Origin of the sequence: Kocuria flava, assembly GCF_001482365.1 — a bacterium.
Classification (GTDB): Bacteria; Actinomycetota; Actinomycetes; order Actinomycetales; family Micrococcaceae; genus Kocuria; species Kocuria flava.
In genome coordinates, this window is record NZ_CP013254.1 from 489,658 (window position 1) to 510,067 (window position 20,410).

The following is a 20,410-nucleotide window of genomic DNA, read 5'->3' on the forward strand; positions in this document are numbered from 1 at the left end:
CAGGTCCTTCCGGGGTCACAGGGCCGCGGGGGCCGCGGCGGGGGTCGGTGCGGGAGCGTCGTCGTCCTCGGGCGCGGGTCCGGGGCGCGTGCCCGGCTCCGCGCCGGCGCCCGCCCGCACGGTGAGGAAGGTCAGCAGGACGCTGCCGGCGACCAGGGCGAGGCCGGAGACGGCCGTCAGCGGCGTGGGCAGGAAGAGCAGGACGCCACCGGCGCCCGCGGCCAGCCGTGCCGGCACCGGCATCCGCCGGTCGAAGCCCACGGTCCAGCCCTCGATGGCCGAGGCCAGGGCGTAGACGGCCACCAGGCTCAGGGCGAAGGCCAGGGCGATGCGCCCGGGCGAGTCCTGGGCCACGAGCGCCGGGTTGAGGGCGAAGCCGAAGGGCACGACGTACTTCACGGCGCCGAGCTTCATGGCCGCCACGCTGGTGGCCATGGCCGGGGCCTTGGCCAGCCCGGCGGCGGCGAAGGAGGCCAGGCCGACGGGCGGGGTGATGTAGGAGACGGAGGCCCAGTAGATGACGAACAGGTGGGCGGCGATCGGGTTCACCCCGAGCTCGACCACGGCGGGGACCATGACGATGGCCAGGAAGACGTAGGCGGCGGAGATCGTCATGCCCGTGCCCAGGATGAAGCAGGTGACCGCCCCGGCGATGAGGATGAGCACCACGTTGTCCCCGACCGCGGAGACGAGCTCGCGGGCCAGCGACAGGCTCACCCCGGTGGCGGTGAGCCCGCCGAGGATGAGGCCCACGCCGGCGATGATGCCGATGATGCTGCTCAGCGTCCGCCCGGCGTCCACGAGGAAGTCGGTGAACTGGCGCAGCCCGAACTGCCGGCCGGGGCGCAGCACCGCGATGGCCAGCAGCACGGCCACGACCCAGTAGGGCACCTGGGCCTCGGAGCCGGCGAGGAAGAGCAGGCCCGTCAGCAGCGCGAGGGCGAGCACGTAGGGCCAGCCCTGCACCAGGGTCGCCAGGGTCCGGGGGAGCCGGTGGGCCGGCACCCCGCGCAGCCCCTTGCGGGCCGCGTAGCCGTCGACCTGCAGGTAGATGCCGAGGAAGTACAGCACCGCGGGGATCGTGGCCGCCACGAGGATCTCGGTGTAGGGCACGCCCACGAAGGAGACCATGAGGAACGCCGCGGTGCCCATGATCGGCGGGGTGATGGAGCCGCCGGAGGCGGCGGTGGCCTCGACGCCGCCCGCGTAGGTGGAGCTGAAGCCGGACTTCTTCATGGCGGGGATCGTCATGGGGCCGGTGGTCAGCACGTTGGAGACCGCGCTGCCGCTCATCATGCCCATGGCCGCGCTGCTGGCCACGGAGACCTTGGCCGCCCCGCCGCGGTAGCGGCCGAAGACCGACATCGACAGGCTGTGGAAGAAGTCGGCGCCGCCGGTGTGCTGCAGGGCCACCCCGAACAGCAGGAAGCCGATGAGGATCGTGGCGGCCGTCTGGATCGGCAGCCCGAGCACGCCCTCGGCCCCCATGGCGTGGACCTGCGCCAGCGTCGGCAGGTCGTAGGTGATCCCCTGCAGGATCCCCACCGGCAGGTCCTCCGCGACCAGGGGGTAGAGGGAGAAGAGCAGGGCGATCACGGCCACGACCGTCCCGCCGGTGCGCCGCAGCCCCTCGAGCACCACGGCCCACAGCACGAACGCGGCGACCGTGGCCGTGGTCGGCGCCATGAACTCCCAGCCGTACTCCTTGATCCGGGTGCCGTTGACCGCGAAGTACCCGCAGACGGCGGCGGCGAGCAGCATCAGCGCGACGTCGTACCACGCCACCGGGCGCTCGGCGGCCCCGTCGTCCCCGTCCCCGCCGGCCTGCACCGCCAGGGACCGCTTGCGCACCGGGTTGACGGCGAAGACCACAGGCAGGAAGCAGCCCAGGATCAGGTACAGGTAGGAGTTGGTCAGCAGGGACAGTCCGCCGGCGTTCCAGAAGAACACCTGGTTCATGGCCAGCAGCACGCCCAGCACGGTCAGTCCGATCACGACCGCCCGCCAGAAGGGGGTCACCCGGGTCTCAGTCCTCATCGTCGGTCCCCTCGTCCTTCGTTCCCTCGGCCGGTCCGCCCGGCCCGTCCAGTTCGGTCGCCTTCCAGGCCTCCCAGTTCGCGGCGAGGTCCTCCTCGCCGGAGGCCTCGACGACGCCGGGCCACGCCTCGCGCATCCGCTCGCCGCGCTCGATCAGTTCCTGGTTCTTCCGCTCCAGCTCCTCGGTCCACACGCCGCGCTCCTCGAAGTAGCGCACGGTGCCCTCGTGGAAGGGCACGACCAGGGGCTCCTTGAGCACCTTCTCGAGGTGGAACTGCTCGGCGTCCGGGGTGGTGCCCGCGTAGTGCTCGTAGTTCTCCACGATCGCCCTGACGAGGTGGTGGACCTCGTCGGCGTCGCGCTCGCCGGTCGTGGTGAGCGGGATCGTGTACTCGAGGACGCGGGCGGACTCGCCCTCGGCCATCCCGGCGCCGCCGGTGACCTCGCCGACCGTGACCATGGGCATCAGCTCGTCCCAGGTCCCGTAGCGAGCCGGGTCCGGGTCGTCGAGGCTGAGCCACGTCACGTCGTGCGTGGAGGCGAGCTCCTCGATGTTGGAGCCCACGACGTTCTGGTACAGCGCGTCGATCTGTCCCGACTCCAGCCCGGCGATCTGCTCGCCGTAGGAGATCGGCACCTGCTCGACGTCGTCCCAGGTCAGGCCCCCGTAGTTGAGGAAGCCCTCCATCTTGTTGTTGATGGAGGTGCTCGCGGTGAGCACCGGGAAGCGCTTCCCCTCGAGGTCCTCGTAGGAGTCGATGCCGCTGTCCTCGCGCACGAGCAGCCCGTAGTTGCCCAGCGGCGCCCACACCATGCGCAGGTCCTGGGGCCCCCACTCCGGGCTGGCGAACTCGTACAGCCCCTCGTAGGCGTAGTAGTACTCGTCGCCCGCGCGGGAGTAGTCCACGGTGCCGTTCACCAGCGGGGCGAGCCGGCCGATGCCGGTGTCCGCGGTCATCAGTCGGACCTGGACCCCCTCCTCGCCCGTCAGGGCGTTCGCCACGGCGGCGAGGTCGTTGTAGGTGCCGGTGCCCACGTTGTAGGTCGACCACACCAGCTGCTGGGGCAGCCCGTTCGCCCCCGCCCGGCCGTCGTCGCTCGTGGCGGGCGTGCACCCCGAGAGCCCGAGCGCCGCGGCGGCGCCCAGCGTGGCGAGACGCGGGATGCGTCCGGATGTCCTGATCATGGTGGCCTTTCGACGGGTCGGGACGGGGTCAGCGTCCGGAGCAGGCGGGGGCGCGGCGCTCGGCGAACGCCTGCTTGCCCTCGAGGAAGTCGGTGGTGGTGAACAGGGCGGGCTGGTGCTCGGCCTCGAACGCGAGCGCGACGACCCGCTCCATCCGTGCCCGGCCCTCGGCCGGTGCGGCCGGGGGCATGGCGGCGAGGTCGCCGCCGGCGCTGAAGCAGCCGTGCGCGCCGGTGAGCACCACGGCGCGCACGCCGGGGTCCTCCGCGAGCCGCCCGAGGGCCCCGTGGAGCTGCTCGCGCAGCGCGGCCCCGAGCACGTTGCGCCGGGCCGGGTCCTCGAGCACCACGACGGCCACGGGGCCCTCGTGCTCGACGCGGACCCGCGGCGCCGGGGGCACGGCGACGGTGCCGTCGGCACGGTCGGCGGCACCGGCGGCGGTGCGGGCGCTGGGCGTCGGGTGCGGCACGGCGGACCTCCGGAAAGCTCGGGACGCGGGTGTTGCTCCAGATCACACTGCCGCACCGACTGGGAGATCTGAAATACCGAATCAGGCGTTCAGCAATACCTTGTGAGCAAATGTCAGCGGGGGTGTTCCGCCCGGGCACCCGGTGGGCGATCCTCGACGGGAGGACCGCCCGTCCCGACCGCCCTGACCCGAGAGGACCGCCATGACCGCCGTCGCCGGCCCCACCAGCTCCGTGACCGACCTGCTCCACCTCGACGCCGACCTGAGCCCCGAGGAGCTGGCGACCCGCGACGCGGTGCGCGAGTTCGTCGACCGCAGGATCCGCCCGGAGATCGCCCGCTGGTACGAGGACGCGCACTTCCCCCGCGAGATCGTCCCCGAGATGGCGCAGCTGGGGCTGCTGGGGATGCACCTGCACGGCTACGGCTGCGCGGGCCGCTCCGCCGTGGAGTACGGCCTCGCGATGCAGGAGCTCGAGGCCGGGGACTCCGGGCTGCGCACGTTCGTGTCCGTGCAGGGCTCGCTGGCGATGAGCGCGATCGCCAAGCACGGCTCCGAGGAGCAGAAGCAGCGCTGGCTGCCGGGCATGGCCGCCGGGGAGATCATCGGCTGCTTCGGGCTGACCGAGCCCACCGCCGGCTCCGACCCCTCGACCATGGCCACCACCGCGGTGCGCGAGGGCGGGGAGTGGGTGCTCACCGGCGCCAAGCGCTGGATCGGGCTGGCCTCGATCGCCGACGTCGCCGTGATCTGGGCCAGGGCCGACGACGGCAGCGGGAGCGAGCGCGTGCGCGGCTTCCTCGTGCCCACGGACACCCCCGGCTTCACCGCGACCCCCATCGAGCCGAAGCTGTCGATGCGCGCCTCGATCCAGTGCGACATCGAGCTGGCGGGCGTGCGGCTGCCCGCCGACGCGATCCTGCCCGAGAACCCGGGGCTGCGCGGGCCGTTCTCCTGCCTCAACGAGGCCCGCTACGGGATCGTGTGGGGCGCCCTCGGCGCGGCCCGGGACTCCTTCGAGGCGGCCCTGGCCTACGCGCAGGAGCGGATCCAGTTCGACAAGCCGCTGGCCGCCTACCAGCTGACCCAGCGCAAGCTCGTGGACATGGCCCTGGAGATCCAGAAGGGCCAGCTGCTGGCCCTGCGCCTGGGCCGGCTCAAGGACGCCGGGCGGCTGGAGAACCAGATGATCTCGGTGGGCAAGCTCAACAACTGCCGGATCGCGATCGAGATCTGCCGCGAGGCCCGCACCGTGCTGGGCGGCAACGGCGTGACCCTCGAGCACTCGCCGCTGCGCCACGCCAACAACCTCGAGTCGGTGCGCACCTACGAGGGCACCGACGAGGTGCACACCCTGATCCTGGGTCAGCACCTGACCGGCCACGCCGCCTTCCGCTGAGGCCCCGGCGGGGCGGGGGGACCAGGATCACACCGGCGGCCCCTTGGGCGGGAGCCCGAGACGCGCGTAGCATCGACAAGTTCTGCTGTGACGGCCGCGGCCGTCCGGGCTCGCCGGCGAGCCGCAGTCCTCCCGCCCGCCTCCGGAAGGATCCGCCATGTCCGCGCCCCGCACCGCCGTCCTCGAGCTCGTCCGCACCCCGAGCCCCGCCGGCGCCCGCCTGGCGATCCTCGCCCTGGCCCTCGGCGGCTTCGGGGTGGGCACCACCGAGTTCGCCTCGATGGGCCTGCTGCCGTTCATCGCCGAGGACCTCGGCGCCTCGATCCCCTCGGTCGGCACCTCGATCTCCCTCTACGCCCTCGGCGTGGTGGTCGGCGCCCCGCTGATCACCGCCGTCGCCGCCCGGATGGAGCGCAAGGCCCTGCTGCTGCTGCTCATGGGCGTGTTCACCCTCGGCAACGGCCTCTCCGCGGCCGCGCCCTCCCTCGAGCTGCTCTACGCCGCCCGGTTCCTCTCCGGGCTCCCGCACGGGGCCTACTTCGGCGTGGCCTCCGTGGTCGCCGCCGCCCTGGCCGCCCCCGGCCGCCGCGGCACCGCCGTGGCGCGCGTGATGCTGGGCCTGACCGTGGCCAACATCGTGGGCGTGCCCGTCGCGGCGGCGGTCGGCGGGGCGCTGGGCTGGCGGGCGGCGTACCTGCTCGTCGTCGTCCTGGGGGTCCTGACCCTCGCCGCCCTGGCCCTGTGGGTGCCGCGCAGCCAGGGCAACGGGGGCGCCTCGGTGCGCCGCGAGGTCGGCGCCCTGGCCCGCCCGCAGGTCGTGCTGACCCTGCTCGCCGGGGCCGTGGGCTTCGGCGGGATGTTCGCCGTCTACACCTACATCTCCCCGACCCTCACCGAGCTCAGCGGCCTCGACATCACCGCCGTGCCGTGGGTGCTCGCCGTCTTCGGCGTGGGCATGACCCTGGGCTCCCTGCTCGCCGGCCCGCTCGTGGACCGCTCGATCGAGCGCACCGCCCTCGGCGCCGGGGCCGTCACCGGCGTGGCCCTGGCGTTCTTCGGGCTGTTCGTGCACCTGCCGGTCGCCGCCGTGGCCGGGGCCCTGTGGATCGGGATCATGGGCTCGCTGTTCACCACCTCCCTGCAGGTGCGCCTGCTGCGCGAGGCCAAGGACGCCCCCTCCCTGACCGCCGCCATGAACCACGCCGCGTTCAACCTCGCCAACGCGCTGGGCGCCTTCCTCGGCGGCGCCGTGGTCTCGGCCGGCTGGGGCTACCGCGCCCCCGCGTGGGTCGGCGTGGGCCTGGCCGTGGCCGGCCTGCTGATCCTCGCCACCGCGGTGCGGCGCAGGGCCCTCGCCGCCCGGGCCTGAGGCGGTGAGCGCGCAGCGCGTCTTCGACGCCCACCTGCACGTCATCGACCCCGCCCGCCCACCCGCTCGTGCCGAACCAGGGGTGGGTGCCGGAGCCGTTCACGGTCGAGCAGTACCGGCGGCGCACGGCCGGGCTGGGCATCGCCGGCGGCGCGGTCGTGGCGGGGTCCTTCCAGGGCCACGACCAGGGGTGGCTGCTCGACGCCCTCGCGCGCCTGGGCCCGGACTGGGTGGGCGTGGCCCAGCTGCCGGAGACCGTGGCCGACGAGCGGCTCCTCGCCCTCGACGCCGCGGGGGTGCGCGCCGTGCGCGTCAACCTGCGCCGCGGCGGCCCCGTGACCCCGCAGCAGCTGGACCGGCTGGCCCGCCGGGTGCACGAGGTCGCCGGGTGGCACACGGAGCTCTACGTCGACGCCCGGGAGCTGCCGGAGCTCGCCGGCGTCCTCGCCGCCCTGCCGGCGGTCGTGGTCGACCACCTCGGCCTGCACGAGGACGGGCTGGGGCACCTGCTCGGCTTCGTCGAGCGCGGGGCCGTGGTCAAGGCCACCGGCTTCGGCCGGGTCGCGCTCGACCCGGCCCGGGCGATGGCCGCCGTGCTCGCCGTGGACCCCCGGGCGCTCGTGGTCGGCACCGACCTGCCCTCCACCCGCGCCGCACGGCCCTTCGCCGACGAGGACCTCGAGCTCGTGCGCCGCACGGTTCCGCCCGAGCACCTGCCGGCGGTGCTGTGGGACAACGCCGCGCGGCTCTACCTGCGCCGCCCGCGCCCCGGCGCCGCTCCGGCGCGCGGCTGAGCCCCCACCCGGGAATCGTTCCTCCGGCGGATCCGCCGGGGACCCGCGGGGACTAGCGTGCTGTGCCATGCGCAGCGATCAGGTCGTCCCCTCCGAGCGCCCGGACCGGACCCGTCCGGGCGCCCCGTCCCGTCCGGCAGTCCCGTCCGGGCCGGGGGGCCGCACCGCCGGGACGGGACGACGACGGCGCCCGGCCGCGCTCCTGCTGCTAGTAGCCGCCGTGCTCACCGGGTGCGGGAGCGCGCAGGTCGAGGTCCCCGCACCGCCGGCCGAGGGCAGCGTGCTCGACGCCGCCGACGTCCTCACGGACCAGGAGGAGCAGCGGCTGAACGCCCTGATCGAGCGGCGCGGCGCCGCCTCCGACGCCGCCCGGGTGGCCGTGGTGGTCGTCGAGGAGCTCGGGGCCCCGATCGAGGACTGGTCCCGGGAGGTCGCCGGGGCATGGGGCGTCGGCGACGAAGGGGCCGACAACGGCGTGCTCGTCGTGGCGGCCACCGGGGACCGCGAGCTGCGGATCGAGGTCGCCGACGGCGTGCGCGAGACCTTCACCGACGAGGAGGCGCAGGAGGTGGTCGACGACGTCCTCGCCCCGGCCTTCGCCGACGAGCGCTACGCGCAGGGGCTCGAGCGCACGGTGGACCTCGTCCATCGCTGGGCCGCCGGCGAGGAGCCGGTGGCCGAGCCCACGAACTGGTGGCTCGTGGGCTCCGTGATCGGCGGGACCGCCCTGCTCGTGGTCCTGCTCGTGGGGTGGGCCGTGGCCGACGCGCGCCGGAGGCGCCGGATCGCCGAGGAGGAGCTGCGCGCCGCCGAGGCCGCCGACCCGGACCTGCGGCTGAGCGACGACCAGCGCGAGGCCTACCGGAAGTACCGGTACTCGCACCGGGGCGACGACGCGGTGGTGAACCCCGCCGTGTGGCTGCCGCTCTACCTCGCCAACCCGGGGCTGTACTCCGGCGGCGGGAGCGGCGGCGGGGACGGCTCCTCCGGGGGCGGGTCGTCCTTCGGCGGGGGCGGCGGGTTCACCGGCGGCGGCGCCTCGGGCAGCTACTGAGCCGGGCTCAGCGGGTCCCGCGGGCCAGCACCGGCCGCCGCACCGCCCGCACCGCCTCGGCCACGGCCCGCTCCAGGGGTCCCTGCCCGAAGAGCTGACGCCACACGAGGGCCAGCGCCGCCGCGACCGCCACGTGGATGACGAACCACGCGGGCTGGTCGTAGTGCAGCTCGAGGGACAGCGCGAGCAGGTGCAGGGAGTAGAGGGTGAGGGTCATCGAGCCCATCGCCGACAGCGGCAGCACCCACTGCCCGACGCCGCGGGCGAGGATCAGGAAGAAGCCCACCGCGGCCACGGCCGTGCCGGTCGCCGAGAGCAGCGTCAGCGGGGTGCTGGTGTAGGGGGCGATGATCGCGAGCCACCACCAGCTGCCGGTGGGCAGCTCCTCGTCCGGGCCGTAGATCATCGTGTCGCTGATCGCCTCCCGGGTGACCCAGTCCTCGCTCCACAGCATCCCCTCGTAGCCGCCGGCCTGGAAGACCAGCACCCACGAGACCAGCCACGCGATCGCGGCGAGCATCACCCCGAAGGCCAGCAGCAGCGCCTGGGTGCGGCCCTCGTGCAGGTCCAGCCGGCCGATGCCCAGACCCACGAGCAGGTAGGCCATGTAGGACAGGGCCGGGAAGGTGCCGGTCAGCAGCAGCTGCACGAGCGTGGCGCCGGGCTCGGCGAGCAGCGAGGTGAACGTGGGGTTGTACTGCTCGGAGGACAGCGGGGCCTCGCCCAGCAGGTGCAGCAGCACGGGACCCGCCACCATGAACCCCGCCGCCCATGCGAACAGGGACCGGGCGCGCAGGTGCAGGAACGGGATCGCGAGCAGGAAGAACACCCCGTAGTAGACGAGGATGTTGAACGCCGGCACGTCGTCGGGGGTGTTGCCGGGCAGCACGTGGTTGATCGAGAGCCCGAGCAGCGCGATCAGCAGGGCGCGCACGGCCACCCCGACCCGGTCGGCGGTCATCGTGCGCCCGCCGTGCGGGTGGCGCCCGCCCGAGCTGAAGGCCAGGCCCACGCCGGCCAGCAGCGCGAACAGCGCCGCGGAGCGACCGGCGAAGACCGTCCACTGGGCCGTGGGCTCGAAGGTCTCCGGATCCCACATGGGCATGATGTGGATGGAGATCATCCCGATCAGGGCGAAGCCGCGGGCGGCGTCGATGCCGATCAGGCGCGGCCGGCGCGGACCGGCGGGCCGCGCGTCGCCGGGCGCGGCCGGGCCCGGGTCCGTCCCGACCGCCGGAGGGGTCGTGGGCGTGCCCGACCACGGCGCCTGCGGCGCGGTCCGGTGCTGGTCGTCGGTCATCGTGTCTCGTCCCCCGGGTCCTCTGCCGGCGGGCCCCCTGCCCGCCGCACCGGGAGCGCTCCCGGCCTGTTCACAGAAGAACATTCTGCCTTGTGCCGGGGTTAGACCGAAGCTGTGATTCCGCTGTGAGGCGGGGATCACGCCCCGAGCTCGCCGAGGAGCTCGCGCGCGACCTGCTCCGGGGTCCGGTCCGTGGCCGCCGCGGTCTCCTCGAGCCGCCGCCGGGCGGCGGCGGAGCCGGTGCCGTGGCGCTCCATGAGCACGCCGGTGGCCCGGTCGACCAGCTGCCGGTGGGCCAGCACCTCGTGCAGGGCGGAGCTGAGCAGGGGCGGGGCCGTGGGGCGGCGCCCGCCGGCGAGCAGCGCGGCGGCCGTGCCGGCCACGAGGGCCAGCAGGTGCTCGTCGACCGCGCTGAACACCCCGGGCCCGCGCGCGTAGACCTTCAGCGCGCCGAGGGTCTCCCCGCCGTGCACGAGCGGGGCGCTGAGCACGGAGCGGATCCCCAGGTCGTGGGCGGCCGCCGACCACGCGGGCCAGCGGGTGTCCGCGGCGGTGTCGTCGAGGCGCTGCAGGCCCGCGCTCGCCCACGCGCTCAGGCACGGGCCCTCCTCGAGGTCGTACTGCAGCGCGTCGGCGGTCTCGACCACCGGGTCGGTCGCGGCGGTGGTGATGGTGGTGCCGTCGGCGTCGATCGTGGAGACCCCGGCGGCGTCGGCGGCGGGCACCACGCGCCGCGTGATCCGGGTGAGCTGCTCGAGGGTCCCGGGGGCCGTCGGCTCCTCCAGGAGCATCCCGTGCAGCCGGGTCAGGGCCGCGACCAGCTCGTCACGGGGTTCTGCCGCGCCCATGCGGTCCGCCACCTCCTCGGGCAGCCGGGCCGGCGCCGGGTGCCCGGCCGCGCCTGCGCGGTCACCGTAAGCATCGCTGTGCATGGACCACAAGCCGCCGGTGCCGGGGGCGCACCGGTCAGGACCGGCGGCGCAGCGTCTTCTCGAGCCCGCTGCCCACGAGCACCGCGCAGGTGGACCAGATGGCCCCGGCCGGGCCCAGCGGTGCCGCGACCAGCCCGGCCAGCAGGGGCATGGCCACCTGCCCGACCCGGTTGCCGACCAGCCGCACCGCGAGCGCCGAGCCGCGCCAGGACGCGGGCACGGAGGTCGAGATCAGGGTCATGGTCAGCGGCTGCCCGAGGCCCAGGCAGAAGCCGCCGGCGAAGAGCAGGACCGCCGCGAGCCACGGGACGGTGATGACCAGCGGCGGCAGGGCGAGGGCGATCCCGGAGCCGTAGAGGCTCACGAGCAGCAGGGACCGGCGGGAGAACCGGTGGGCGAGCCGCGGCAGGAACACGCGGGAGAGGATCGAGGCCCCGCCGCGCACGGCCAGCAGCGCCCCGATCCACGCGGGCGGCACCCCGGCGCGCTCCCCCACCAGGGGCAGGAACGCGGTGAGGATGTCGAGCATCGCGAGCAGGGACAGGGCCGCGAGCATGTGGGAGGGCACCCCGGGCACCCGCAGGATCCGCAGCATCGAGGCGCGCGGGAGCGGCGCGGGCACGGTCCCGGCCTCTCCCGCGGCCGGCTGCTGCCCGGCCGCGGCGGTGCTCGCGGCACCGGCGTCGTCGTCCCGGGGGCGGCCCCGCGGGGTGCGGGCGCGCACGAGCAGGACGGGCACGGCGAGCAGGGAGAGCCCTGCGCCCAGCCACAGCGCGGTGCGGATGTCGGCGAGGCGCTCCGGGGAGGCGACGGCGGAGCCCGTGCCCAGCAGCAGCCCGGCCAGCAGCGGCCCGGCGAGCTGGCCCGCGGAGAACGCGGCGGTGAACCAGCCGAAGCCCTTGTCGAGCTGGTCGTCCGGGGAGTGGCGGGCGATCGCGGCCTGCCCGGCGATGGTGAACAGCAGGTGGCCCATGCCCAGCACGGCGCTGGCCAGGGCCACGAGCGCGGCGGTCGCGGCGAGGTCGAGGGCCAGGGCCCCGAGGGCGAGCACCACGGCGCCGACCACGACCATCCGGCGCAGCTCGCGCACGCGGTCCGTGGTGCGCCCCAGCCACATCGCGGTGACCAGGGGCAGCACCGCGTAGGCGGCGGTGACCAGGCCGACCGTCACCGCGTCGGCCCCCAGGGCGAGGAGCTTGTACGTGGTGACGGGCCGGACCAGGTTCAGGGCGGTCTGGGAGAGCGTGGCGGCGGCGACGAGCAGCCACAGCCACGCGCCCGTGCGGGGGCTCGCCGGGGCCACGCCTCAGGCGCGGCGGGGCTTGACGGCGATCACCGGGGCGCTGGCCTCGAGCAGGACCTGCTGGGCGGCGGAGCCCAGCAGCAGCTTGCCGACGGGGCTGCGGTGCCGCACGCCGATGACGATCGCGGAGGCGCCGACCTCCTCGGCGGCGTCGAGCAGCTCGCCCACGGCGTCGCGGTTGCGGGCGTCGGGGGTGCGGAAGGCCACGGGCACTCCCTCGAGCTGGGTGCCCTCGGGGTCGAGCTGGGCGCCCTCGAGGTTGAACACGAGCAGGTCCTCGGCCCGGCGGCGGGCCTCCTCGAGGGACGCGGCGAGCGCGGCCTCCCCCTCGGGGGTGCTGGTACGGGCGACGACGACGGTCATGGGGGCCTCCGCTGCTGGGACGGTCAGGGACGGGCACGCCGGGGGTCGGCGGCCGCGAGCGAGGTCAACCCTACGGCCGGGCGCCGGGAATCCGCCGTTCCGCGCGTGAGCACAATGCGCAGAACCCGCACAAGGAGCAGTAGCCGGGAAAGCGAGCAGAAGCCCCGTGGACGTGACGCGGGTCACCTAGGGTCGTCCGGAGCGGCTCGGCAGAGCCCCGTCCACGATCCCCTCCCGGTCCGTCCGGGATCGACGGAAAGCGAACAGCACCCGTGAGCACAATCCCCGACCCGGCGCCGCCCGCGGCGCGGCGACGCCACCCCGTCGCAATGACGGTCTACGGCGTGGTCGCCGCCGTGGTCATCGGCCTGGCGTCCTTCTTCTCGATCCAGTCCGCGTCCGGCGGCTCCGACCTGCGGGCGAACCTCACCCTGATCGCCCCGGCCGGCGCCGGCGGCGGCTGGGACACGTTCATGCGCGAGCAGCAGCAGGCGATGCGCACCAACGGGCTGGTCAACAACTCCCAGGTCGTCAACATCCCCGGCGCCGCCGGGACGATCGGCCTGGGCAAGCTCTCGACCATGCACGGCCAGGCCAACACCCTGATGGTCACCGGCGCCGGGCTCGTCGCGGGCGTGGAGCAGACCGGCTCGCCGGTCACGCACGACGACGTGCGCCCGATCGCCCGCGTGGTCGAGGAGTACGACGTGGTCGTGGTCCCCGCCGACTCCCCGTACGGGACCATCGACGAGCTCGTGGCCGCCTGGCGCGCCGAGCCCGGGGAGGTCGCGTGGACCGGCGGCGGCACCTTCGACCAGCTGGTGATGACCGAGCTCGCCCTCGAGGCCGGCATCGAGCCCGCCGAGACGACCTACATCCCCAAGTCCGGCGGCGGCGAGGCCACCCAGGCGCTGATCACCGGCACCGCCGACGCGGCGACCTCCGGGTACATGGACGTGGCCGACCAGATCGAGGCCGGGCGCCTGCGCGCCCTGGGCATGGCCGCGCCCCAGCCGCTGGAGGGCGTCGAGATCCCGACGCTCACCGAGCAGGGCTACGCCGTGGACCTCGCCAACTGGCGGGCCGTGCTGGCCCCGCCCGGGATCACCGACGAGGAGTTCGCCGAGCTGCGGGCGCTCGTCGAGGAGGCGGTCGCGACCCCCGAGTGGCAGGAGGCCGTCGAGCGCAACAAGTGGACCGAGGTGTGGCTCGCGGGCGAGGAGTTCGACGAGTTCATGGCCTCGGAGCAGGAGCGCATCGCCGCGCTGGTGAAGGAGCTGAACTGATCATGAGCACGTCCACGTCCTCGCCCGCCGGCACCGCCGGCGAGCACCCCGCCCCCGCGCAGCCGCCGCGGCGCACCCCGGACGGGCCCCCGTCCCCGCCGTCGTGGTGGGCCGGGCGCAGCGGCCTGGTGGTCCCGGCGGTCACCGCCGGCTTCAGCACCTACCTGCTCGTCGGGGCCCTCACCATGGAGATCCCCGAGGGCACCGACTTCCCGGGTCCCGCGTTCTACCCGCTGCTGCTCGTCGTGGCCGGGTACGTGCTCTCGGCGCTGCTGGCGCTGCACTACCTGCGCACCCCCGAGCACCCCGCGGAGCTCTCCGGGCGCTCGTGGCGCACCCACTCCGACTGGGCCGCGGTGGCCTGGGGCGCGGGCGGGTTCCTCGTCTTCGCCCTGACCCTCGAGCTGCTCGGCTGGATCCTCGCCGCCGCCCTGCTCTTCTGGGCCGTGGCCCGCGGGTTCGGCAGCCGCCGGCCCCTGTTCGACCTCGTGCTCGCCCTGTTCGTGAGCAGCGCGATCTACCTGGCATTCGCCGTCGGCCTGGACCTCACCCTCCCGTCCGGCATCCTGGGAGGCGGTCTCTGACATGGACGCACTGAACCTGCTGGCGGAGGGCTTCGCCGGCGCACTGACCCCCATGAACCTCGTCTGGGTCGTGGTCGGCTGCCTGCTCGGCACCGCCGTGGGCGTGCTGCCCGGCCTGGGCTCCTCGATGGCGGTGGCCCTGCTGCTGCCCATGACCTTCGCGCTGGACCCGACCGCCGCGTTCATCCTCTTCGCCGGGGTCTACTTCGGCGGGCTGTTCGGCGACTCGACCATGGCCATCCTCATGAACACCCCCGGGCAGGGCTCGGCGATCGCCTCCACGTTCGAGGGGCACCGGATGGCCAAGGACGGCCGGGCCCCGCAGGCGCTGGCCACCGCGGCGATCGGCGCGTTCGTGGGCGGGATGGTCGCCTCCGTCGTCGTCGTCTTCCTCGCCCCGCGGCTGGCGGACTTCTCGGCGAACTTCGGCCCCGCCGAGTACTTCGCCCTGGCGCTGTTCGCCTTCGTGGCGACCTCCTCGGTGGTCTCCGACTCCGCGGTCAAGGGCCTGCTCTCCCTCGTGCTGGGCCTGGGCATCGCCACGATCGGCATCGACGCGATCTCCGGCTCGGAGCGCTTCACCGCCGGCTCCCCGAACCTCTTCGACGGGATCTCCCTGGTGACGGTCTCCGTGGCCGTGCTGGCCCTCGGCGAGGTGCTGCACGTGGCCTCCCGGATCCGCCGCGACCCGGCCGCGCACCGGTTCACGTTCTCGGGCCGCCCGTTCCTCTCCCGCGCGGAGCTCAAGGAGGCCGCCCCGGCCTGGATCCGCGGCACCGCGATCGGCCTGCCCTTCGGCGTGGTGCCCGTGGGCGGGGCCGAGGTGCCCACGTTCATGGCCTACGACGTCGAGCGCCGCATCGACCGCCGCCGCCCGAACCCCATGTTCGGCAAGGGCGCCATCCGCGGCCTCGCCGCCCCGGAGGCCGCCGGCAACGCCACCACGGGCACCGCCATGGGCGCGCTGCTGGCCCTGGGCCTGCCCGTCTCGGCGACCGCGGCGATCATGCTCGCGGCCTTCCAGCAGTACGGCCTCCAGCCGGGCCCGCTGCTGTTCGACCGGGCCCCGGACCTCGTGTGGGCGCTGCTGGCCAGCTTCTTCATCGCGATGGTCGTGCTGCTCGTGATCAACCTGCCCTTCGCCCGGCACTGGGCGAAGCTGCTGCTGATCCCCAGCCAGTACCTCTACGCCGGGATCGTGGTGTTCTGCGGCCTGGGCATCTACGCGACCTCCGGGGCGGTCTTCGACCTGCTCCTGCTGCTGGCCCTGGGCCTGCTGGGCTTCATGATGCGCCGCCACGGCGTGCCGGTGGCCCCGCTGCTGATCGGCATGGTCCTGGGGCCGCTGGCCGAGACCAGCCTGCGCGACGGGCTGCTGTCCTCCAACGGCGACTACACGGTCTTCGTCACCGGCCCCATCCCGCTGGTGCTCTACGGCCTGCTGCTGGTCGTGATCGCCCTGACGGTGCGCTCGAAGATCGTCAACCGCGCCCGCCAGGACGTGTGAGCGCCCTGGGCCCCGCGCACCACCCCCACTAGAGTGGTCCGGACCACCACGACGACGGCCGCCCGCGTGCCCCGCACGCGGGCGGCCCGTCCGCTGTCCGGCGCCCTGCGCGCCGAGGAGGCGAGGATGCACCCACGGCGCCGCCCGGCCCTGGACTTCGGCCGCCAGACCCTGCTGCTGCAGCTGGCGACCGTGCTGCTCGCCGTGCTCGTGACCACCGGGGTGCACGCCTGGCTGACCTACCAGCTCGCGGGCGAGGAGGCCGAGCAGCGGGCCCTCGCCGTCGCCCGCACGGTCGCCGCCGCCGACGCCGTGCGCGCGGAGGTCGCCCGCCTCGACGCCGCCGACGCCGCGGGCACGCCCCCGGAGGAGCTGGCCCGCAGCCCGCTGCTGGCCCACGCCGAGGCGGTGCGCGAGCGCACCGGGGCGCTGTTCGTGGTGGTCACCGACGGCGAGGGCACCCGCCTGACCCACCCCGACCGGGACCTGATCGGGCTGCCCGTGAGCACCGACCCCGTCGCGGCCCGCGAGGGCGTGGAGGCCACCGACCAGGAGCGCGGCACCCTCGGGCTCTCCGCCCGCGCCAAGGTCCCGGTGCGCGCCCCCGGCTCCGAGACGGTCGTGGGGCAGGTCAGTGTGGGCTTCGGCGTGCGCGGCATCCGCGAGAACCTGCGCGACGACGTCGAGCTGATCGTCCTCACCGCCGCCGGGGCCCTCGCCGTGGGCGCGGCCGCGTCCTGGCTGCTGAGCCGCCGGCTGCGCCGGCTCACCCTGGGCCTGGAGCCCGAGGAGATCACCGAGCTCGTCCTCGACCAGGAGGCGGTGCTGCGCGGGGTCGACGACGGCGTGGTCGGGGTCGCCGCCGACGGGCGGCTCACCGTGGTCAACGCCGAGGCCCGCACCCTGCTGGGCCTCGACCCCGCGGCCGAGCTCGCCGGCGCCCCGCTCGCGCGGGCCGGGCTGCCGCCCGTCGTGGTGCGGCTCGCGGCCGAGGCCTCCGCCGCCCCGCACGCCGAGACCCCCGCCGTGGAGGAGGTCGTGGGCACCCGCGTGCTGATCCTCTCCGCCCGCGCCGTGCGCGGGACCGGCCCCGGCGCCCCGGACCTGGGCACGGTCGTGACGGTGCGCGACCGCACCCAGCTGCAGGACCTCACCAAGCAGCTCGAGGCCGTCAGCGCGATGACCGGGGCGCTGCGGGCCCAGCGCCACGAGTTCGCCAACCGGCTGCACACCGTCTTCGGGCTGCTGAGCACCGGCCGCCACGACGAGGCCGAGGAGTACGTGGGCGGGCTGCTGGCCGCCGACCCCGAGCGCTTCCCCGCCGAGCAGACCGAGGCCCTCGGCGACCCGTTCCTGCAGGCCTTCGTGGGCGCCAAGGCCGTCGAGGCCGCCGAGCGGGGCGTGCAGCTGCGGGTCGGCCCCGAGACCCTCGTCCGCGGGCGGGTCGCGGACCCCCACGACGTCGCCACCGTGCTGGGCAACCTCGTCGACAACGCGGTGCGCGCCGCCGTGCACGGCTCCGCCCCCGGGCGCTGGGTCGAGGTCGAGGCCCTCGACGAGCTCACGGACGCCGGCGGCACCCTGCACCTGGTGGTCGCCGACTCGGGGGACGGCACCGCCCACCCCGAGCAGGTCTTCGAGGAGGGCTTCTCCACCGCCGCCGCCGCTCCGCTGGACGCCCACGGGCAGGGCCTCGGGCTGTTCCTGTGCCGCCGCCTGGCCGAGGCCCGCGGCGGGTCCGTGTGGCTGGCCGACCCCGGCCGCCCCGGCGGGCCCGGCGCCGTGTTCTGCGCCCGCCTGCCCGGCACCGTCGCACCCCCGGAGCCCGGGGGCGGGAACGGGGACGGGGCGTCCGGCTACCATGCCGACGGGGCCGCGGCCGCGGCCCGGACCCAGGACCCGGGGGCGGAATGAGCGAGGACCTGCGCGTGCTGATCGTCGACGACGACTTCCACGTGGCCAAGCTGCACGCCGGCTACGTCGACGCCGTCCCGGGCTTCACCGCCCTGCGCCCGGTCGGCACCGCCGAGGCGGCCCTGCGGGCCGTGCGCACCCAGCACCCCGACCTCGTGCTCCTCGACGTCTACCTGCCCGATGCCCTGGGCCTGGACCTCATGCGCAGCCTCGACGTCGACGTCCTCGTGCTCACCGCCGCCGCCGAGGCCTCGGCCGTGCGCCGGGCGCTGCGCCGCGGCGCGGTCGGCTACCTCCTCAAGCCCTTCGGCGCCGAGGAGCTCGCCCAGCGGCTGCGCGCCTACGCCCGGTACCGGCGGATGCTCGCCGGGGACCGCACGGTCGACCAGGACACGATCGAGCGGGCCGTGCGCACGCTGCGCCTGCCCCAGGCCGCCGGCCCCAGCCGCACCCGCTCGGCCACCGAGACCGCGGTGCTCCAGGCGCTCGCGGCGGGCGGCCAGCACTCCGCCGCCGCGGTCGCCGAGCAGGTGGGCGTCTCCCGGGCGACCGCCCAGCGCTACCTCTCCGCGCTCGTGGACGAGGGCGTGGTCGAGATGCACCTGCGCTACGGCAGCACGGGCCGCCCCGAGCACCGCTACGGAGTGCCCGGCTGAGCGCGGCGCCGCGCCCGCTGTCCCCACATCGGCGGCTGGCGGGCCCGCCCCCGGCGGAGCAGGGTGGAGGGCGACCCCGCCCCCGCCCCCGATCGGAGCCGCCCCGTGCCCGCACGACGACGCCCGCGCCCGTCCCGCCCGCGGCCCGTCCGCCCCGGCCGGGCGGCCGCGACCCTGACGGTCCTGGCGCTGCTGCTGCTCGGCGGGTGCGCGGCCGAGCCGGGCGTGAGCTCCCTGCGGACCGCGGACACCGCGGTGACGGCGGCGGACCCCGGCCACGAGGCCGCGGTCGAGGAGCTCGCCGCCGGGGTGCCCGGCGAACTGGGCCTGGTGGTCCTGGACCCGGACGGGCGGCCGGTCGTCACCCGCGCCGCCGAGCGGTCCTTCACGAGCGCGAGCCTGTACAAGCTCTTCGTCGCCCACGCCGTCCTCGAGCGGGTGGACCGCGGCGAGGCAGCCCTGTCGGACCCCGTCCCCGGCACCGCCCTGACCGTGGCGCAGGCCCTCGACGCGATGATCACGTGGTCGGACAACGCCTCCGGGGCCGCCCTCGGCGGGCAGCTGGGGTGGGACGCGCTCGAGGACTCCGCCCGGGCGCACGGCTTCACCACGACGACCTTCGACCCGGGCACCGGCGAGGACGGCATCGTGGCCATGACCACCACCCCGGACGACGTCGCCGACCTGCTCGAGCGGCTGCGCCGCGGCCGGCTGCTCTCCCCGGCCTCGACCGAGCTGTTCCTGGGCCTGCTGCGCGACCAGCACCTCGACTACGCCCTGTCCTCGGGGCTGTCCGCGGGCACGGAGTTCGCGCACAAGACGGGCCTGCTCGAGGACGTCTCCCACGACGCCGGACTGCTGCGCACCGGCGGGCGGGAGCACGTCGTCGTCGTGCTCACCGACGGCTGGGACGGCTTCGAGGCCTCCCGGCCCTGGTTCCGGCAGGCCGGCCCGGTGATCGAGGACCTGCTGGACCCGGTCCCCGGGGCGTGAGCCCCGTCCCCGGCCGGCACCGGCCCGGGCACCTCACGTTCCCGCCCGCCGCGGCGTCTTCCCGGTGATGGAGACCAAAGAGCCCTTCGAGACGGTGGTGGCCCGCCACGGCCCGGTGGTGTGGCGGGTGTGCCGGGCCGTGCTGCCCGGTCCCGCCGACGCCGAGGACGCGTGGTCGGAGACGTTCCTGGCGGCCCTGCGCGCCTGGCCGCAGCTGCCGGCCTCGGCGAACGTGCAGGCGTGGCTGGTGACGATCGCCCACCGCAAGGCCCTCGACGTCGTGCGGGCCCGCAGCCGCGCGGCCTTGCCGGTCGACCCGCTGCCCGAGCGGCCCGCCCCGGCCGCGGCGGAGCCCGAGGACGCCGCCGCGCTGTGGGCGGCGGTGGCGGCCCTGCCGGACAAGCAGCGCCGGGTCCTCGCCTACCGCCACCTGGGCGGGCTCTCCTACCGGGAGGTCGCCGGGATCCTCGGCGGCACCCCGGAGGCCGCCCGGCGGGCCGCCGCCGACGGGCTGGCCACCCTCCGCCGCACGCTGGCGGGCACCTGGACCGAGCGCCCCGCACCCCGGGGCACGCAGGAGGAGACGAGGACATGAGCACGCACCCCCACCACGACGCCCCGGGCAGCGGGCGACGGCCGTCGCCGAGCACCCTCGTGCCGGAGGACGTCCCGGACGCCGCGGTGCTGGCCCGGCTGCACCGGCGCCTCGAGCGGCGGGCCGCCGCGGAGGACCTGCTGGACGTGGCCGTCACGACCGTGGACTCCCCGGTCGGGCCGCTGCTGCTGGCGGCCACGCCCCGCGGGCTCGTGCGGGTGGCCTACGCCCGCGAGGACCACGACCGGGTGCTGCAGGAGCTGGCCGACCGCCTCGGCGCGCGCGTCCTCACCGCCCCCGAGGTCCTGTCACCGGCCGCGGCGCAGCTGCGCGAGTACTTCGCCGGGGAGCGCACGGCCTTCGACCTGCCCCTGGACCGCTCCCTCTCCCACGGCTTCCGCCGGCTCGTCCAGGAGCGCCTGCCCGGGATCGGCTACGGGCGCACCACGAGCTACGGGGAGCTGGCCCGCGCGCTGGGCCGGCCGGGTGCGAGCCGGGCCGTGGGCACGGCGTGCGCCACGAACCCGCTGCCCGTGGTCGTCCCGTGCCACCGGGTGCTGCGCTCCGACGGCGGTCCCGGCGGCTACGTCGGCGGCCTCGAGGCCAAGGCGGCGCTGCTCGCCCTCGAGGCCGCCTGAGCCGGCCCGGGACCCGACTGTGACGTGCCCG

The 20,410-nt window shown here is 75.5% G+C and carries 19 protein-coding genes; 12 read left to right on the forward strand and 7 right to left on the reverse strand.

Translation table 11 applies throughout. The features are described 5' to 3' along the window. Positions 1–15: 15 nt before the first annotated feature. From AS188_RS02290 to AS188_RS02300, 3 genes are read right to left on the reverse strand one after another with little or no spacing between them, the layout of a single operon-like run. Positions 16–2,037, reverse strand: a complete 2,022-nt coding sequence (locus tag AS188_RS02290) for a TRAP transporter permease (RefSeq protein ID WP_083529171.1) — start codon at positions 2,035–2,037, stop codon at positions 16–18. After that, positions 2,027–3,223, reverse strand: a complete 1,197-nt coding sequence (locus tag AS188_RS02295) for a TAXI family TRAP transporter solute-binding subunit (RefSeq protein ID WP_058857484.1) — start codon at positions 3,221–3,223, stop codon at positions 2,027–2,029. Before AS188_RS02295 ends, AS188_RS02290 begins: the two co-directional genes overlap by 11 nt. 28 nt (positions 3,224–3,251) lie before the next feature. After that, positions 3,252–3,692: an enoyl-CoA hydratase/isomerase family protein gene (locus AS188_RS02300; protein ID WP_058857485.1), complete on the reverse strand. Its 441-nt coding sequence runs from the start codon at positions 3,690–3,692 to the stop codon at positions 3,252–3,254. A 202-nt stretch (positions 3,693–3,894) separates the two neighbouring features. Between AS188_RS02300 and AS188_RS02305 the strand changes: the two genes are divergently transcribed. From AS188_RS02305 to AS188_RS02320, 4 genes are all read left to right on the forward strand, one after another. Then, positions 3,895–5,091, forward strand: a complete 1,197-nt coding sequence (locus tag AS188_RS02305; protein WP_058857486.1) for an acyl-CoA dehydrogenase family protein — start codon at positions 3,895–3,897, stop codon at positions 5,089–5,091. A 157-nt stretch (positions 5,092–5,248) separates the two neighbouring features. After that, positions 5,249–6,460 carry an MFS transporter gene (locus AS188_RS02310; protein WP_058857487.1) on the forward strand — a complete coding sequence of 404 codons (1,212 nt, stop codon included), beginning with the start codon at positions 5,249–5,251 and terminating at the stop codon, positions 6,458–6,460. A gap of 86 nt (positions 6,461–6,546) precedes the next feature. Further along, complete coding sequence (locus AS188_RS02315) at positions 6,547–7,254, forward strand: amidohydrolase family protein (protein WP_307725709.1); 708 nt, start codon at positions 6,547–6,549, stop codon at positions 7,252–7,254. A 67-nt stretch (positions 7,255–7,321) separates the two neighbouring features. Continuing rightward, complete coding sequence (locus AS188_RS02320) at positions 7,322–8,308, forward strand: TPM domain-containing protein (RefSeq protein WP_083529173.1); 987 nt, start codon at positions 7,322–7,324, stop codon at positions 8,306–8,308. Between the two features lie 7 nt (positions 8,309–8,315). Here the strand turns inward: AS188_RS02320 and AS188_RS02325 are convergent, their stop codons facing one another. The 4 genes from AS188_RS02325 to AS188_RS02340 all read right to left on the reverse strand — a co-directional run bounded on the left by AS188_RS02325 (position 8,316) and on the right by AS188_RS02340 (position 12,206). Further along, positions 8,316–9,608, reverse strand: a complete 1,293-nt coding sequence (locus AS188_RS02325) for a heparan-alpha-glucosaminide N-acetyltransferase domain-containing protein (protein ID WP_083529174.1) — start codon at positions 9,606–9,608, stop codon at positions 8,316–8,318. A gap of 137 nt (positions 9,609–9,745) precedes the next feature. Beyond that, a complete protein-coding gene (locus tag AS188_RS02330; protein ID WP_058857489.1) occupies positions 9,746–10,456 on the reverse strand; it encodes a GAF and ANTAR domain-containing protein in 711 nt (236 codons plus the stop codon). Between the two features lie 118 nt (positions 10,457–10,574). Continuing rightward, entirely contained in the window at positions 10,575–11,843 is a 1,269-nt protein-coding gene (locus AS188_RS02335) for an MFS transporter (protein WP_058857490.1), read from the reverse strand. 3 nt (positions 11,844–11,846) lie between these two features. Continuing rightward, on the reverse strand, positions 11,847–12,206 hold the full coding sequence (locus AS188_RS02340) for a universal stress protein (RefSeq protein WP_058857491.1): 360 nt from the start codon (positions 12,204–12,206) through the stop codon (positions 11,847–11,849). Positions 12,207–12,535: 329 nt separating this feature from the next. Here AS188_RS02340 and AS188_RS02345 point away from each other — a divergent pair, with 329 nt between their 5' ends. From AS188_RS02345 to AS188_RS02380, 8 genes are all read left to right on the forward strand, one after another. After that, positions 12,536–13,492, forward strand: coding sequence for a tripartite tricarboxylate transporter substrate binding protein (locus AS188_RS02345; protein WP_058857492.1), 957 nt, complete (start codon positions 12,536–12,538; stop codon positions 13,490–13,492). Positions 13,493–13,494: 2 nt separating this feature from the next. Further along, positions 13,495–14,076, forward strand: a complete 582-nt coding sequence (locus tag AS188_RS02350) for a tripartite tricarboxylate transporter TctB family protein (protein ID WP_058857493.1) — start codon at positions 13,495–13,497, stop codon at positions 14,074–14,076. A gap of 1 nt (position 14,077) precedes the next feature. Then, positions 14,078–15,583 (forward strand): tripartite tricarboxylate transporter permease, encoded by a 1,506-nt coding sequence (locus AS188_RS02355; RefSeq protein ID WP_058857494.1) that lies wholly within the window; start codon positions 14,078–14,080, stop codon positions 15,581–15,583. 126 nt (positions 15,584–15,709) lie between these two features. Further along, on the forward strand, positions 15,710–17,497 hold the full coding sequence (locus AS188_RS02360) for a sensor histidine kinase (RefSeq protein WP_058859675.1): 1,788 nt from the start codon (positions 15,710–15,712) through the stop codon (positions 17,495–17,497). Continuing rightward, the gene (locus AS188_RS02365) at positions 17,494–18,153 is read left to right on the forward strand and encodes a response regulator (RefSeq protein WP_058857495.1); all 660 of its coding nucleotides are present in this window, start codon (positions 17,494–17,496) and stop codon (positions 18,151–18,153) included. Before AS188_RS02360 ends, AS188_RS02365 begins: the two co-directional genes overlap by 4 nt. Positions 18,154–18,258: 105 nt before the next feature. Beyond that, positions 18,259–19,146 (forward strand): serine hydrolase, encoded by an 888-nt coding sequence (locus tag AS188_RS02370; RefSeq protein ID WP_169797979.1) that lies wholly within the window; start codon positions 18,259–18,261, stop codon positions 19,144–19,146. Positions 19,147–19,213: 67 nt separating this feature from the next. Next, complete coding sequence (locus tag AS188_RS02375) at positions 19,214–19,741, forward strand: RNA polymerase sigma factor (protein ID WP_058857497.1); 528 nt, start codon at positions 19,214–19,216, stop codon at positions 19,739–19,741. Then, positions 19,738–20,379, forward strand: coding sequence for a methylated-DNA--[protein]-cysteine S-methyltransferase (locus tag AS188_RS02380; protein WP_083529178.1), 642 nt, complete (start codon positions 19,738–19,740; stop codon positions 20,377–20,379). The genes AS188_RS02375 and AS188_RS02380 overlap by 4 nt, the downstream gene beginning before the upstream one ends. Positions 20,380–20,410: the final 31 nt, after the last annotated feature.

Bases quoted from the DNA above. Each gene is read 5' to 3' on its own strand.
- AS188_RS02345 (WP_058857492.1), top strand. From the start codon at position 12,536: ATGACGGTCTACGGCGTGGTCGCCGCCGTGGTCATCGGCCTGGCGTCC.
- AS188_RS02320 (WP_083529173.1), top strand. From the start codon at position 7,322: ATGCGCAGCGATCAGGTCGTCCCCTCCGAGCGCCCGGACCGGACCCGT.
- AS188_RS02355 (WP_058857494.1), top strand. From the start codon at position 14,078: ATGGACGCACTGAACCTGCTGGCGGAGGGCTTCGCCGGCGCACTGACC.
- AS188_RS02290 (WP_083529171.1), bottom strand. From the start codon at position 2,037: ATGAGGACTGAGACCCGGGTGACCCCCTTCTGGCGGGCGGTCGTGATC.
- AS188_RS02295 (WP_058857484.1), bottom strand. From the start codon at position 3,223: ATGATCAGGACATCCGGACGCATCCCGCGTCTCGCCACGCTGGGCGCC.
- AS188_RS02365 (WP_058857495.1), top strand. From the start codon at position 17,494: ATGAGCGAGGACCTGCGCGTGCTGATCGTCGACGACGACTTCCACGTG.
- AS188_RS02325 (WP_083529174.1), bottom strand. From the start codon at position 9,608: ATGACCGACGACCAGCACCGGACCGCGCCGCAGGCGCCGTGGTCGGGC.
- AS188_RS02360 (WP_058859675.1), top strand. From the start codon at position 15,710: ATGCACCCACGGCGCCGCCCGGCCCTGGACTTCGGCCGCCAGACCCTG.
- AS188_RS02340 (WP_058857491.1), bottom strand. From the start codon at position 12,206: ATGACCGTCGTCGTCGCCCGTACCAGCACCCCCGAGGGGGAGGCCGCG.
- AS188_RS02330 (WP_058857489.1), bottom strand. From the start codon at position 10,456: ATGGGCGCGGCAGAACCCCGTGACGAGCTGGTCGCGGCCCTGACCCGG.
- AS188_RS02380 (WP_083529178.1), top strand. From the start codon at position 19,738: ATGAGCACGCACCCCCACCACGACGCCCCGGGCAGCGGGCGACGGCCG.
- AS188_RS02350 (WP_058857493.1), top strand. From the start codon at position 13,495: ATGAGCACGTCCACGTCCTCGCCCGCCGGCACCGCCGGCGAGCACCCC.
- AS188_RS02305 (WP_058857486.1), top strand. From the start codon at position 3,895: ATGACCGCCGTCGCCGGCCCCACCAGCTCCGTGACCGACCTGCTCCAC.
- AS188_RS02310 (WP_058857487.1), top strand. From the start codon at position 5,249: ATGTCCGCGCCCCGCACCGCCGTCCTCGAGCTCGTCCGCACCCCGAGC.
- AS188_RS02375 (WP_058857497.1), top strand. From the start codon at position 19,214: ATGGAGACCAAAGAGCCCTTCGAGACGGTGGTGGCCCGCCACGGCCCG.